At 61.3% G+C, this 14,797-nt stretch carries 11 protein-coding genes; 4 read left to right on the top strand and 7 right to left on the bottom strand.

The window, feature by feature from the left end; translation table 11 throughout:
- Nucleotides 1-20: 20 nt before the first annotated feature.
- The 3 genes from SOP95_RS19475 to SOP95_RS19465 form a co-directional block, all read right to left on the bottom strand.
- Nucleotides 21-2,510, bottom strand: coding sequence for a TonB-dependent siderophore receptor (locus tag SOP95_RS19475; RefSeq protein ID WP_323608007.1), 2,490 nt, complete (start codon nucleotides 2,508-2,510; stop codon nucleotides 21-23).
- A 116-nt stretch (nucleotides 2,511-2,626) separates the two neighbouring features.
- Nucleotides 2,627-3,580 (bottom strand): FecR domain-containing protein, encoded by a 954-nt coding sequence (locus SOP95_RS19470; protein ID WP_323608006.1) that lies wholly within the window; start codon nucleotides 3,578-3,580, stop codon nucleotides 2,627-2,629.
- A gap of 3 nt (nucleotides 3,581-3,583) precedes the next feature.
- Nucleotides 3,584-4,093: a sigma-70 family RNA polymerase sigma factor gene (locus SOP95_RS19465; protein ID WP_323608005.1), complete on the bottom strand. Its 510-nt coding sequence runs from the start codon at nucleotides 4,091-4,093 to the stop codon at nucleotides 3,584-3,586.
- 315 nt (nucleotides 4,094-4,408) lie between these two features.
- On the opposite strand from SOP95_RS19465, the gene SOP95_RS19460 reads away from it, so the two are divergent.
- On the top strand, nucleotides 4,409-7,831 hold the full coding sequence (locus SOP95_RS19460; protein ID WP_323608004.1) for an Ig-like domain-containing protein: 3,423 nt from the start codon (nucleotides 4,409-4,411) through the stop codon (nucleotides 7,829-7,831).
- A 101-nt stretch (nucleotides 7,832-7,932) separates the two neighbouring features.
- Here the strand turns inward: SOP95_RS19460 and SOP95_RS19455 are convergent, their stop codons facing one another.
- From SOP95_RS19455 to SOP95_RS19445, 3 genes are all read right to left on the bottom strand, one after another.
- A complete protein-coding gene (locus SOP95_RS19455; protein ID WP_323608003.1) occupies nucleotides 7,933-9,039 on the bottom strand; it encodes a DUF3616 domain-containing protein in 1,107 nt (368 codons plus the stop codon).
- Between the two features lie 164 nt (nucleotides 9,040-9,203).
- A complete protein-coding gene (locus SOP95_RS19450; RefSeq protein ID WP_323608002.1) occupies nucleotides 9,204-9,773 on the bottom strand; it encodes a YceI family protein in 570 nt (189 codons plus the stop codon).
- 154 nt (nucleotides 9,774-9,927) lie between these two features.
- On the bottom strand, nucleotides 9,928-10,596 hold the full coding sequence (locus SOP95_RS19445; RefSeq protein WP_274077927.1) for a phosphoribosyltransferase: 669 nt from the start codon (nucleotides 10,594-10,596) through the stop codon (nucleotides 9,928-9,930).
- Between SOP95_RS19445 and SOP95_RS19440 the strand changes: the two genes are divergently transcribed.
- A complete protein-coding gene (locus tag SOP95_RS19440; protein WP_274077928.1) occupies nucleotides 10,584-10,745 on the top strand; it encodes a hypothetical protein in 162 nt (53 codons plus the stop codon). The two genes, SOP95_RS19445 and SOP95_RS19440, sit on opposite strands and share 13 nt — an antisense overlap.
- A 128-nt stretch (nucleotides 10,746-10,873) precedes the next feature.
- On the opposite strand, the gene SOP95_RS19435 is transcribed toward SOP95_RS19440, so the two are convergent.
- Nucleotides 10,874-11,779, bottom strand: a complete 906-nt coding sequence (locus tag SOP95_RS19435) for a LysR family transcriptional regulator (protein WP_323608001.1) — start codon at nucleotides 11,777-11,779, stop codon at nucleotides 10,874-10,876.
- Between the two features lie 242 nt (nucleotides 11,780-12,021).
- Here SOP95_RS19435 and SOP95_RS19430 point away from each other — a divergent pair, with 242 nt between their 5' ends.
- Complete coding sequence (locus SOP95_RS19430) at nucleotides 12,022-12,630, top strand: cysteine dioxygenase (protein WP_323608000.1); 609 nt, start codon at nucleotides 12,022-12,024, stop codon at nucleotides 12,628-12,630.
- Nucleotides 12,627-14,210, top strand: a complete 1,584-nt coding sequence (locus SOP95_RS19425; RefSeq protein WP_323607999.1) for a rhodanese-related sulfurtransferase — start codon at nucleotides 12,627-12,629, stop codon at nucleotides 14,208-14,210. Before SOP95_RS19430 ends, SOP95_RS19425 begins: the two co-directional genes overlap by 4 nt.
- Nucleotides 14,211-14,797 lie beyond the last annotated feature (587 nt).

Genomic DNA, 14,797 nt, shown 5'->3' with positions numbered 1-14,797 from the left:
ATCTTTTGATCCTGGCGTGATTACCAGTCGTAAGTCATCTCGACCGAAGCCACCCGCTCCTGCCCGTAATAGCAACCGAACGCGTAGTTGCAGTCCGACACGTATTCACGGTCGAAGATATTCTGCACGTTCACCCGGGTCTGCAAACCACGCAGGCTCGGGTCCAGCTTGCCCATGTCGTAGCTGACGGTAGCGTCATAGACGACGTAGGACGGCACATCGAACGAGTTGGCCGCATCCCCCGGTTTGCGCCCGGTGTAGCGCGCGCCCGCACCGAAGGTCAGGCCGTTGAGGCTGGCCTGGGTGAAGTGATAGTCGACCCACATCGAGGCCGATACCGGCGACTGGGCTTCGTTGCGGTTGTCCTCGTTGCCCCAGGTGTCCTTGGTGTAGAACGAGTCCATGTAGCTGGCGGCGGCCATGACGTCGATGTTGTCGAGGCTGGATTTGACTTCCAGCTCGACGCCGCGCGAGCGCACTTCACCGCTCTGGGACATGTAGTCCGGATAATCATCGTCGCCGGTCAGGACATTTTTCTGCTTGATCTCGTACACCGAAGCGGTGATCAGCGTCTTCTCGAACGGCTGGTACTTCACGCCCACTTCGTACTGCTGGCCCTCGGTCGGCTCGAAGGACTTGCCGCCGCGCTGGGGTGCGGCCGTGCCCAGGGTGGGCAGGAACGACTCGGAGTAGCTGACATAGGGTGCCAGGCCGAAATCGGTGACGTAGGTCAGGCCCACCCGCCCGGTGAACTTGTTATCGCGCTTGGATTCGTGGGTCGAGGCCAACACATCCTTGTTGTCGATCTCCGCCCAGTCCTGGCGACCGCCGATGGTGAGAATCCACTTGTCCAGCTTGATCTGGTCCTGCAGGTACACACCCGTCTGGCGCAGAGTGTTATCCCATTTAGTGTCGAGTACCGGGGTGACGCTGCTGGTGTCGAAATTGTTCTTGCCGTACAGGTTCACCGGCAACACGTTGTAGGCGTTGTAGCCGTCGTATTTGCGGTTGAAGTGCCGGTAGTCCACGCCAGCGAGCGTGGTGTGCTCCAGGGCGCCAGTGTTGAATTTGTATTCCAGGTTGTTATCGACGGTGTAGGCGATGTTGTGCTGGCGCCAGTCGAGCTTGGTGCGGTAGGCCCGGGTGTAATCGGTCACGCCGGCGTCATCGGTGACGAAGCTGCGCAGGTAGAAACCCTTGTAGCGGTCGCGTACGTCGGTGTAGCGCGCCGTGGAGCGGTATTTCAGGTCGTCGCTGAGGTTGTGGCTGAAGTCGTAGCCGAAGATGTACTGGTCACGTTTGTAGTCATTGAAGTTGGTGTCGCCGGAGAAAAAATCGCGGTCGATGCGTTCGCCGTTCGGACCACGGTCGAGCGAGCCGATCCTCGGCAGCGACTGATAATCGGGTACGCCGTCATCGCGCTGGACCTGCGCCAGCAAGGTCAGGAAAGTGTCTTCAGTCGGCGCCCACGTCAGGCTCGGCGCCAGCAGCATGCGCTCACTTTCGTTGTGCTCGACCATTTCGTTGCCTTTGTCGGCCACACCGATCAGGCGATAGGTGAACTGCTTCTGATCATCGAGCGGACCGCTGGTGTCGAAGGCACCGTTGACCCGGCTGTAACTGCCCGCCCCCAGCTTGACCTGGCTGCGCTGCTCGGTGGTCGGGCGCTTGGAGACCATGTTGATCAGGCCGCCCGGCTGGTTCTGCCCGTAAAGGACCGACGACGGCCCCTTGAGCACTTCGATGCGCTCCAGGGTGTAGGGATCGATTTGCGGGGCGCCACCGAGGCTGCCGGCGTACGGGATGTAGGCGCCATCGAGGTACAGCGGCGTCGGCGCGAAACCACGGCTGGTGATCTCGTCGGCAATCGAGTTGCGGTCAGTAAAACCACCGGTGTTCACCCCCGGCGTGTAGCGCAGCGCCTGTGTCAGGTTGCGCGCGCCCTGGGCTTCCACCTGGTCGGCGGTGACCACGTTGATGGTCTGCGGAATTTCCAGGATCGGCGTATCGGTCTTGGTGCCGGTGGCGCTGCGGGTGGCGACATAGCCGTCCACCGGGCCGTAGGCCGATTCCACGGCAACTCCGGAAATGCTGGTGGCGCCCAACTGCATGGCCGCGCCTGAGGCAACGATCGGCAACAAGGAATAGCTGCCATTGTCGTGGCGCACGGCTTCGAGCCTGCTCCCGGCGAGCAACTGGCGCAGGCCGGCGTCAACGCTGTAGCGCCCGCGCAGTCCCGAGGTTTGCTGGCCGTTGGCAGCGCTTGGCTCGAAGGAAACGGTCACCCCGGCCGTGCCGGCGAATTGGGTCAAGGCCGAACCCAAAGGACCCGCCGGAATGTCGAACTCGGTTTCGACATCGGTTTGCGCCCAGGCAGCGGGTGCAACCATCGTCATGCCCAACGGAAAGACCAGCGCCATCCCGAGCAGTGCAGCATGCACGGCGCGGGTCAAGGGTCTGACGGATGGCTTGGCGGAACAAATGCGGAGTTGGGGATCACGAGGGGTCATGCAATTTCCTTTCGCCCGTTGGCAGTGAATGGCGGCGTCTGTGTGCGCCTCTAACACCTAAGTCGAACGAGAATCGAAATCAGTAACCCCTGAGCAGATTTTTTTTCGGGAAATCCTCAAACCGGCTCCACCCGCGTCCAGTAACGGCTGAATCGACGAATGCGTACGGGCAGGGTCGAGGTCAGGTTCTCGAGGATGGTGTCGCTGCTGGCCAGATGGAAAGCCCCGGAGATGCGCAGCGCAGCGACCGCCGGATCACAGCCCAGATGGCCTGGGCGATAACGCTGCAGCTCCCGGATAAACTCACCCAGGCGCCAGTCGTTGACCACCAGCATGTCGCGGGTCCAGGCGTCGGCCTGAGGGGTGGCCCGTTGCACGGGTTCGATGGCGTCCTGGCGCAAACTCACTTGCTGGCCGGCGTCGACCCGTACGGCGGTGCCCGGCACGTTGGCCGAGCGCACCTCGACCGCATGCTCCTGCACGCTGACCTGCGTCAGGTCCGCTTCGCGGCGCACGACAAAACGGGTGCCCAAGGCGCGAATGCTGCCTTCGGCGGTGTGTACCAGGAAGGGCCGCGCGCGCTCGTCCCGCGCCGTTTCGATGAAGATCTCACCTTCGAGCAAGCGGATTTCACGCAGGTTGTCGTTGTAGCGGATGTCCACCGCGGTCGCCGTGTTCAGTTGCAGTTGCGTGCCATCGTCCAGCCGCAGCCGACGGCGTTCACCGGTGCCGGTGCGCTGGTCGGCCATCAGCGTTGGCAAGGGCGTGGTGTTCCACGCCAGGGTCCCCGCCCCGCCCGCCATCAGCAGAATCGACAGGACCTTGAGCACATCGCGGCGTTTGGCGCGGGCACTGGCCAAGATCGGGCGCGCGATGCCGGGGGTGACTTGTTCGAGTTTGTCCTGCAGGCGCGCAAGGCGTTCCCACGCCTGCAGATGCCGTGGATCACGCTCCAGCCAACGGCGATGCGCCTCACGCAGGGCTTCGTCCGGTACCTCGCCACGCAAATCGACGTACCAGCGCGCGGCGGCTTCGAGGGTGGCGTAATCCAGCGGTTGCACACGGGCCACGGCTCAGTCCTCGATCAGCAACAGGCAGTGCGTCAGGGCGCGCACCGCGTGCTTCTTGACCGTGGTTACCGAGACATCCAGGCGCCGACCGATCTCGACATAGCTCAGGCCATCGAGCTGGGCCAGCAGGAAAATCTCCCGGGTCCGCTCGCCCAGGCCATCGAGAAGCCGGTCGATTTCCATCAGGGTCTCGATGATCAGCGAGCGGGTTTCCGGGGACAACGCCACCGGCTCCGGGAGGTTGGCCAGGGTGTCCAGATAGGCCTGCTCCACCGCGCGACGGCGGAACATGTCGATCATCAGGCTGCGGGCAATGGTGCTCAAGTATGCGCGAGGCTCGCGCAGCTCGAAGGACTTGCGTTGGGTCAGCACGCGAATGAAGGTGTCCTGGGCCAGATCCGCCGCATGGTGGTGGCAGCCGAGCCGTTTACGCAGCCAGCCACACAACCAACCGTGATGGTCCTCGTAAAGCGTATGCACGGCCTGTTGCAGCGAGAGATCGACAGAGGACATGGAGAAAGCCCGACACAAAATTTATTTGATAATGACTCTCATTTTCTTCCAAGCCGACACATTTTGGCAAGAGCACCCGTGATTGGTGAAAGTAACCCAATGAAATAAGGGAATTTTCCCCGCATATGAGGAACTGCACCCACCGCTGACTGATGCGCCAATGAAACAATCTGTAACAACTTATTAATTAATCACATTTTTTATTCCCGATTTTGACATGGCCCATCTGTTGCACCAGCCCCTTGCACCGCAGCAGTCATCCCCAACTCGGGGACGGCGGGTTTCGCCAAATTGGCACGTGCAAGGGGAAACCAAATGAAAAACGCACCACCCGCATTCCGTTCCTTGAACTACATACGCAGGTCCAGTGTGGCCTCCGTAATGCTGATCACCGCCAGCCTCGCCACCGTCAGCGCGGCCCCCATGGACGATGAAAGCCAGCCGCCACCGACCGACCCTTCGGCCTACTACACTGCGCCCGCCGATCCGATTGCCGCCGCCGCAGCGCTCGATGCCCTGAAAACCATGCCCGAGACCAATCAGGGCGCACTGGCCCTGCCCAACGGCGCCTACGGCGATCGCAACACACCCCGTGCCGACAATGTGCTGCCGCCGAGTTTGCAGACCTCGTTCAACTACCCCACCAACGGCAAACCCAGTCCCCTGTACGGGGCCCTGCCGTTCACTCAGCAATTGCTGCTGTTCGAGGAATTCGGCACGGAAAAAATCGACCCGACGATCCCGGCCCCGCCCCTGACCTTCCCCGTCCCCACGGTCGGCCCGGCCCCCGCGCAAGACCCGAACATTGTTGCGCGCAGCGCTCCGTCGGGTTCGGCGCTGGATGCGTTCATGCGCCAGCCTGGCCTGTTCCCGTTTCCGTCGCAGTACTCCAACGTACTGGACCGCAACCCGTGGAAGGCGCAGATCGAAACCTTCCTCAACCGCCAACCCGTAGGTTCGCCAGCCGAGGGGCGGCCACCGGGAAAAGGCTGGTCGCACCAGCGCTGGAACGAGTTCTACCCGCAGGTCGCGTACAAGACCGTGCAAGTGGGCGCGCGGATCAACACCGGCATGCGCGACCGCCGGCAATTGCACAATTACGCCGTCGGTGAATTCGGCCCCGGTGGACTCTACTACCAGACCTCGGACATCCCCACCACCACGGGCACTACCAAAGGCATCGATACGCGCTTCCACCCGAATTTTCCGCTGCAGAATCACAATGCGCTGTGGACCTTCGACGGCACCTTTCCAGTCAAACTGCTGATGGTCCGCTATGGCCAACCGGTGCTGATGCGTCACTACAACGGCCTGCCGATCGACCCTGCGGCCAACATGGGTTTCGGCCTGCACACCATCAGCACCCACGAACACAACGGCCACTCCCCGGCCGAAAGCGACGGCTACACCAATGCGTTTTTCTTTCCGGGGCAGTACTACGACTATCGTTGGCCGCTGCAGCTGGCCGGCTATGACACCATCAACACCAACGCCCAGGACCCGCGCGCGGCGTTCCCTTGCGCACCGGGCGAGAAGCTGTTCGTCAACGACGCCAGCCCCGGCCTCAAGACCTGCGAAAACGGCACGATCAAGATCCGTGGCGACTGGCGCGAAACCATGAGCACCCACTGGTTCCACGACCACATGCTCGATTTCACCGCGCAGAACGTCTACAAGGGCAACGCGGTGATGATGAACTACTACAGCGCCCTGGATCGCGGTAACGAGGCCATCGAAGATGGCGTCAACCTGCGCCTGCCCAGCGGCTCGGCCCTGCCCTGGGGCAACCGCGACTACGACGTCAACCTGGTGGTCGCCGACAAGGCCTGGGACGCCAACGGCCAGTTGTGGTTCAACCCGTTCAACACCGACGGCTTTCTCGGCGATCAGATCCTGGTCAACTGGCAATACGAGCCACGCCTGAAAGTGCGCGCACGCAGCTATCGCTTCCGCATCCTCAACGGCTCGGTATCGCGCTATTTCAGGATCGCCCTGGTGCGTGAAATCGCCGGCAACGGCGGCGAGTTTCCCGGGCCGTCCGGTTCCGGGGTGTCCTACAGCCGGGTGCCGTTCCACCTGATCGGCAACGACGGCAACCTCATGGAACACGCCGTGCCGTTCGACGGCAGCATGGACCTGGATGGCGATGGAGACAAACAGAACCACAACGCCATCCTGCCGACCCAGGGCATCGCCGAGCGCTTCGACATCATCGTCAACTTTGCGAAAAACGGGATCAAGACCGGCGACAAGCTGTACTTCGTCAACCTGATGGAACACAAGACCGGCAAGGGTCCGGAAAAGAACGGCCTGAGCCTGGCCGACGTGCTGTCCGAGAAGTACAAGGCGGTGATCAAGCAGGGCAGCAAAGGGCCGGAGTGGGACAAGGGCGACCCGGTGGTGGGCAAGTTCATGCAAATGATCGTGCAGCCCTACACCGGCCAGGATGTGAGCATGAACCCTGCCGATTATGAACCGGCCAAACCCGGTAAAGCGGCGGGCAAGAAAATGATCCCGCTGACCCTCGATCGCGACAACGCCGCCGACATGGTCAAAGTCAAGGCGGCCCGGCATCGCGAGTTCATTTTCGGCCGCTCCGACGGCACCGACGAAGCCCCGTGGACGATCAAGACCGACGGCGGTTTCGGCTACGACATGGACTCGCGGCGCATCAGTGCAGCAGCGCAACTGTCCACCGGCCCGACCGATGGCGGCTACGGTGGCGACGGTACGCTGGAAGTGTGGAAAATCAAGAACGGCGGCAACGGCTGGAACCACCCGGTGCACGTGCATTTCGAAGAAGGCATCGTCCTCAGCCGCGACGGCAAGGCGCCACCGGAATGGGAAAAATGGGCGCGCAAGGATGTGTATCGCATCGGTGAAGGCATCGACAGTTCGGTGGACGTGGAAATGGCCATCCACTTCCGCGAGTTCGCCGGGACCTACATGGAGCACTGCCACAACACCCAGCACGAGGACACGTCAATGCTGTTGCGCTGGGATATCGAGCATCCGGGGCAGTTCCAGTTGATGCCGACCCCGCTGCCCGGCTGGGACGGTGTCACCTACGTCAACTCCGCCGCCCTGCCGACCTTCCGTACCCCAGGCAATGGTGACGGCAACGGTGACGACAATGAAGACCAGAACCAGAAACCCGTCGCCAACCCTGACAGCGCCAGCAGCAGCAACGGCCAGCCGGTGACCATCAACGTGCTGGCCAACGACACCGACCCGGACGGCAACCTGCCGCTCAAAGTGGTGGGCCTGGCCCAACCGGACTCCGGCCAGGGCTCGGTCAGCACCGACGGCGTGCGCGTGATCTACACGCCGCCGGCCAGCATCCCCGCCCCCTTCACCGCGGCCTTCGCCTACCAGGCCAGCGACGCGAAGAATGCGGTGTCGGAACCGGCGATGGTGTCCGTGGCGGTGACGCCAAAACCTGCGGTCAATGAAGAGCTGGTGATCACCAGTGCCACCGTCAGCGTGCGCAGCAACAACCGCTACACCTGGGACCTGGCCGGGACCACGTCGAAAGGTACGGGCAACACGCTGACGGCCACCGTCACCACCACTGCCGGGCCGCTCAACCTGGGTAATGCGATCCTCACCCCAACCGGCACCGGAGCGCGCTGGAGGATCTCGGTCAGCACCACTGGCGCCGGGCCAACACCAGGCGCGACCGTGACCGTACGCTCGACGTTCGGGCAGGCCGTTACGGTGCCGATCGTGGCGCATTGATAGGGTATTGATGGGCGCCCGGTTCATGCAAGGTGGACCGGGCGCGTATAAGTCAACGGAACTTGCCAGCGTCCAATTCTCTGGACTGAAATACAACGTGCCTAAAGATCGAAAAGATCCCCCTCGACGCTGCCGTCTTTTCCACGCCCGATCGGGGTGTCGTACACCACAAGCAACTGCGCTGCGCGGCCATCGGCGGGAGTGAAAAGCGTCATTCCTTCCGCATGGTCGCCGCGTTGACCAAAGGGAACATCCAGCACCTTCGAAAGCCCCTCTCTGAATACAACGCTGTCCCCGCAAGTGCGCACGCCATTTACCCAGCGACTGACCGTCACCGGGCCGTCGAGGTCCATGGTGGGTCCGGCGAGAATCAACAGATCGTTCCCATCCACGCACAGATCGCGTATGCCCAGGCCGTCCAGCTGGAGAAAATGCTTGTGATACAGATGACAATCCTCACCGATTTTCGCCAGTTTCAGAATGTGGCTATCGTCCTCGGACACTTGTGGTTCGATTTCAAGAATGACTGCCCATCCTCTTAACACCGGGCCACGCAAGCCAATGAAAAGACGCTTGCCGGCGATGGCCAGGCCCTCGATGTCGAACCCGTTGTCCTTGCCGGGAATCGCAAAAAAATTACCCAGATGTTCATCATGTTTGAGCGCTTTGGTCAGCGCATTCCACGTCTGATCGCCGCTTAGTTGTGCGGCTGTTTTCTGCAAGTCCGAGGTCGAGCGCACAAGTTTCAGTACGCCGTCTTCTTTCACCACAGGAATACGGGCCAACAAATAACGGTTTCCATCGCTGCTCACATTGCTCAGGCGTTCGATGTTCTGGCCTGGTTTTTTTCCGGCTTCCGGTTGCTTGCGCTTGAGGCTGTGGGAACCGATCAACCACAGGTACTCTCCAGCCTCGTCGTAGGCCAGCCCTTCGATATCGGCCTCTTCGAACTTTTGCGCTGATGCCGGTGGCGCAGGCAGGTCGAGTAATGTGTCCAGTGAGAATTGTCGATGGCCTTCGTAAACGAGTTCTCCACCGGCCGGCTCGCTCTTGAAGGTAAGACATTCCAGGCTCAGCGTTTCATCATTGGCAAGCCAAAGCGTCTGACCAATCTGTAGAACCGCTGACAAACCGTCACGCAGCTTCTTCTTGTCATCTACATCAAACTGTCTGTCAAAGTTAAGTAACACTTTCCCTATACGACTCATTTGAGCCACCTTCAGATACAGGTTTGCAAGATTCGGGCAACACCGACAAAACACTATAGATGCGGGCAACAAACCCGGCATTTGCGGCTCAAGAAAGCGTCAGGCTGTTTTGGAATAATGCTTAAACCCAACGACAGGACCATCCACCAACCGGTCGCAGAAAATCAACGCTGCGGCGCAACCATGCGAAAGCGGATATTGATTTCGTTGGAGACGACGCTATCCGCCCATTCGCCCTCGCCTATCTTGAAATTATCCCGTTCAAGCGTCAGCTCACCATCGAATATGCCGATTTCATTTTCCGACTTGAGGAGCACCGGCGCGACCACCTCGCGTGTAATCCCCCTGAGCGTGAGGTGACCGGTGATCTGATAGCGGTTATTGCCCAGGTCCTTGACGCCCGTCGACTCAAACGTCGCCACCGGAAAAGTGGCCGTATCGAACCAGGGCGACTTTTTCAGTTCCTCGTTGGCGTCGCTGCTGCCGGCATCGATGCTATCGAGGTCGATGGACAATGTGGCGTGGGCAGCTTCGGGATGAGTCGTATCGAAATCGAGGGTGCCCTCGAACTTGCTGAACGTGCCGTACACCCGCGACCCCATCTGGTTGTACGTGAAGCTGATGGTGCTGGCCGTGGGGTTGACGTCGGTGTATTCGACGGCTCGGGCGCCGTGAACAATCCCGAACATGAGAGCGGCAGTCAGCATGGCGGAGCGCGCAAATCGCTGAGTCATTGGGTTCTCCGGGTGCTGTCGATCAGGCCACCAACAGATGGACTTAAGCAAAGAATCACCGTTTGTTCCACCGCAAGGGCCGGGCTTGAACAGCCCTCTCATGACAGTCCGACCGCCTCCACTTCCGACTTCGCTGTTGCGGTGGTGGCAACCATCAACTTTCCTCTTGCCGCCACGCCCGTTGCAACAGATCGATGACCTCTTTATCCGAGGTCTGGGAAAAATCCATGTACCAATGCCCGATCGACATGAACCAATCAGGCATGATCGGGCAGATCACCTCATCCACTTCCCTGCGCAACGCCTCTGCCGTTTCCACCGGTGCCACCGGCACCGCCACCACGATGCGCGTCGGTTCCTGCAGCCGTACCGCCTGCACCGCCGCCAGCATCGAGGCCCCTGTCGCCAACCCGTCGTCGATCAGGATCACCACCTGATCCTTGAGTTGCACCGGCGCCCGCGTGCCACGGTAGACCTGCTGACGGCGCAACAGCTCCCGGGTTTCCCGGGCGACCACGGCCTCGAACGCCGCCTTGTCAATGGGGTGCGCCCGCAACGCCTGCTCATTGCGAATTTCAATACCGCCACTGGCAATGGCGCCCATGGCGTACTCCGGATGGGACGGAACACCGAGCTTGCGCACCAGCAGCAGGTCCAGGCGCACGCCGAGCACGGTGGCCACTTCATAGGCCACCGGCACCCCGCCCCGGGGCAAGGCCAGGATGATCACATCGGGTTTGTGGGCGTACTGGAGTAGCGGCTCCACCAGGCGTCGCCCGGCAGCCGCGCGGTTTTGCAGGATGGTTTGCGATGAGTGATTCATTTGAAACCTCCCCAGGCGATCAACGCCTGTCGGTTCGCATCACATCATCAATTGTCGGTTCGACGGTGGCTGTCAGCAAGCCCGAACACGAGACCCGGCCTGCCGGCGATGGCGTCCTGACAGCCAACCAATCTCTCGCGGCGGTATAAGACCTACTGTAGGAGCGAGCTTGCTCGCGATGGAGGTCAACGATGACGCGGGCAGCCTGACACCCCGCGGTGCTCCCAGGTTTTTCGCGAGCATTCGAGCGCCGACCGGCTGCTCTTACAAAAATCATTCAGGCCGCGCTCTTGATCTTCTGCAACGACCCGGCCACCAGCTTGCCAAAGGCATCGACCGGCCCCTGCAGGTTGCCGAGAAAATGCGGATAGATCAGCCACAGGTCCATCACCGGCTTGAAATCCTTGAGCGGCATGGCCGCCAACTGATCGCGGTGAACGCTGCGTTCCAGTAATGGCCGCGGCACCAGGCCCAACCCGAGGCCGTCGGCGACCAGGCCCAGCTGCAATTCGGTGCCGAAGGTTTCCAGGTTGACGCGCAGGGCCAGGCCCTGGTCCGACAGGGTGCGTTGCAAGCCGGCGCGGAAACCGCAGCCGTCGGGATTGAGTATCCAGCCACTCTGGTAGACGTCCGCCAGCTTGCTCGGGCGCTTGGGCAATTGGGCCTTGGCGCAGACCACCACCAGTTCCATCTTGCCAATCGACTCACCGATTATGTTGTCCGGGAAAATCTTGCCGGCCGGGAACAGCGCCGCGGCGGCATCCAGTTCACCGCGCTCGATCCTGCCCACCAATTGACTGCCCCAGCCCGTAGCCACCTGGGCCCGCAGGTCGGGGTATTCGCTGCGCAGGTGCTTGAGCGCGTCGAGTAACACCACGTCGCCGATGGTCTGCGGCACCCCCAGGCGCAGCAGTCCGGTCGGTGGCGCGTCGGTGGCCACCAGTTCGCGCAGCGCATCCATTTCCCGCAGGATCAGGCGGCACTGTTCATACACCCGCGTGCCAATCAGCGTGGGCTTGAGCGGCTTGGTATTGCGATCGAACAACTCCACACCCAGGGCCTGCTCAAAGTTCTGAACGCGCCGTGTGATGGCCGGCTGGGTCAGTTGCAACGACTCGGCGGCATGGCTGATGGACTGGCAACGAATCACCTCGACAAAGGCATCGATATCATCAATTTTCATTTGGCCCGCACATAGAGAACAGTCAATAAGATGTCTGAAAAGCATAGTTCCTTCACCATGAGAAGGATAGCCCGCCGCACCCCGGGCCACTGATCAATAGCTTCTGGTGCTATGCCAAAGGGCTATACGGAGACTCTATAAATTACATTCAGCTATAACCTAATCATTAAACAATCGCATATTGATCTAAAACATTATGCTTAAATCAAAGGGTCACTTTCACAACGAACGATGGAATCGCCATGACCCAGGCCCGACACCCGGAGAGACTCAGAGCATTCATAGGCGCCCTGGCGGAATTGATCGACAGCAACCCCCGCGAGGGTGATCTGTTGCACCGTGGCGGCAAGCTACTCGGCCAATTGGTCAGCCATGACGACTGGCTGCCCGAGGAGTTTGCCCGCCCCGATCCGGAGCGCTATCAGCAATACCTCCTGCATGCCGATTCACGGCAGCGTTTCAGCATCGTCAGTTTTGTCTGGGGACCGGGACAAAGCACGCCGATCCATGACCATCGGGTCTGGGGGCTGATCGGCATGCTGCGCGGTGCGGAGTACTCACAAGGTTTCAAACGCAACGGCGACGGTGCCTTGATCGCCGATGGCGGCCGGGTACAGTTGCGGCCAGGCCAGGTCGAGGCCGTGTCGCCGAAGATCGGCGACATCCATCAAGTCAGCAACGCCTTTGCCGACCAGGTCTCGATCAGCATCCATGTGTATGGCGCCAACATCGGTGCGGTGCGTCGCGCGGTGTATCAGCCCGACGGTAGCGAGAAGCTGTTCATTTCCGGTTATTCCAACGCCTACCTGCCCAACATCTGGGATTTGTCCAAAGAGAACCAAGCCCTATGAGCACCCTGTCGACCCGCTCTTTCGCCGAGATTCGCCAAGCCCTGCTGAACCGTGAAGAACTGGCGCTGCTGGATGTGCGCGAAGAAGCGCCCTTCGCCGAATCCCATCCATTGTTCGCCGCCAACATTCCCTTGTCGAAACTCGAACTGGAGGTGTTCTCGCGGATTCCCCGGCGCGATACCCAAGTGACCGTCTACGACAATGGCGAGGGCCTGGCGAGCATCGCTGCACAGCGCTTGCTGGACCTGGGCTACCTCGATGTCAGCCTGCTCGAAGGCGGCCTGGAAGGTTGGCGCCGCGCCGGCGGCGAGTTGTTCATCGACGTCAACGTGCCCAGCAAAGCCTTTGGCGAACTGGTGGAAAGCCAGCGTCATACGCCGTCCCTGGCAGCCGAAGAAGTCCAGGCGTTGCTCGACAGCGAAGCTGACGTGGTGGTGCTCGATGCCCGGCGTTTTGATGAATACCAGACCATGAGCATCCCCACCGGCATCAGCGTACCGGGAGCCGAGCTGGTGCTGCGCGCCCGTGAGCTGGCACCGGACCCGGCCACGCGCATCATCGTCAATTGCGCCGGACGCACCCGCAGCATCATCGGCACGCAATCGTTGATCAATGCCGGCATCGCCAACCCGGTTTCGGCCCTGCGCAACGGCACCATCGGCTGGACCCTGGCCGGGCAGAAACTGCAGCACGGCCAGTCGCGCCGCTTTGCCCCGACCAGTGAAGAGCATCGGCAAACAGCGGCGCGCGATGCCCGTCGTGTCGCCGACCAGGCCCTGGTCGGCCGCGCCACATTGGCGGACCTGCAACGCTGGCAACAGGAGTCGACCCGCAGCACCTACCTGTTCGACGTGCGCACCCCGGAGGAATTCGAAGCTGGCCACCTGCCCGGCGCCCGCTCGACTCCCGGCGGGCAACTGGTGCAGGAAACCGATCACTTCGCCAGCGTGCGCGGCGCGCGCCTGGTACTGGTGGACGACGATGGCGTGCGCGCCAACATGTCGGCGTCCTGGCTCGCGCAACTGGGCTGGGAGGTGCATGTGCTGGATGATTTGAACCCTGCTCACTTCAGCGCACAAGGCGCGTGGCAGGCACCCGTTCCGACGCCACCACAGGCCGAGGAAATCAGCACCGAGACCCTGGCCCAATGGCTGACCCACGGTGATACCGCCTTGCTGGATTTCACCGCCAGTGCCAACTACGTCAAACGCCATATCCCCGGTGCCTGGTGGGCATTGCGTGGGCAACTGAAAGAAGCGCTGGCCAACGTGCCCGCAGCCGAGCGTTATGTGCTGACCTGCGGCAGCAGCCAGTTGGCGCGACTGGCGGTGGCCGAAGTCGAGGCGTTGACCGGCAAGGCGGTGTTTTTGCTCAAGGGTGGCACCGCCGCCTGGATCGCCGCCCAGTTGCCCCTGGAAGAAGGCGAGACCCGCCTGGCATCACCGCGCATCGACCGCTATCGCCGTCCTTATGAAGGCACCGACAACCCGCGCGAAGCGATGCAAGCCTATCTGGACTGGGAGTTCGGACTGGTCGACCAATTGGCCCGCGACGGCACCCATGGATTTTTTGTGATCTGACAGGGTGAACGGGCTTGTCGGGACGCCGCATCGCAGCGATGGCGGCATAACGGCCACCATCGCATCGCCAGCAAGCCGGCTCCTACAGATCAGTGTCGCGCCACAAATTCAACATACCCCGCAAACCCTGTAGGAGCTGGCTTGCCAGCGATAGCGGCATAACGGCCACCATCGCATCGCCAGCAAGCCGGCTCCTACAGATCGGTGTCACGCCACAAATTCAACATACCCCGCAAACCCTGTAGGAGCTGGCTTGCCAGCGATGGCGGCATCAGCTTCACCATCGCATCGCCAGCAAGCCGGCTCCTACAGATCGGTGTCACGCCACAAATTCAACTTATCTGCGCGAAACCTGTAGGAGCTGGCTTGCCAGCGATGGTGGCATAACGGCCACCATCGCATCGCCAGCAAGCCGGCTCCTACAGATCTGTGTCACACCACAAATTCAACATACCCCGCAAATCCCTGTAGGAGGTGGCTTGCCAGCGATGGCGGCATAACGGCCACCATTGATCGCCAGCAAGCCGGCTCCTACAGATCTGTGTCACACCACAAATTCAACACACACCCGTAAATCCCTGTAGGAG

It is taken from the genome of Pseudomonas sp. YuFO8, from assembly GCF_035065025.1.
GTDB lineage: Bacteria > Pseudomonadota > Gammaproteobacteria > Pseudomonadales > Pseudomonadaceae > Aquipseudomonas > Aquipseudomonas putida_AE.
The sequence above is the reverse complement of the archived record's forward strand: the minus strand, read 5'-3'. Positions and strand labels throughout refer to the sequence as shown.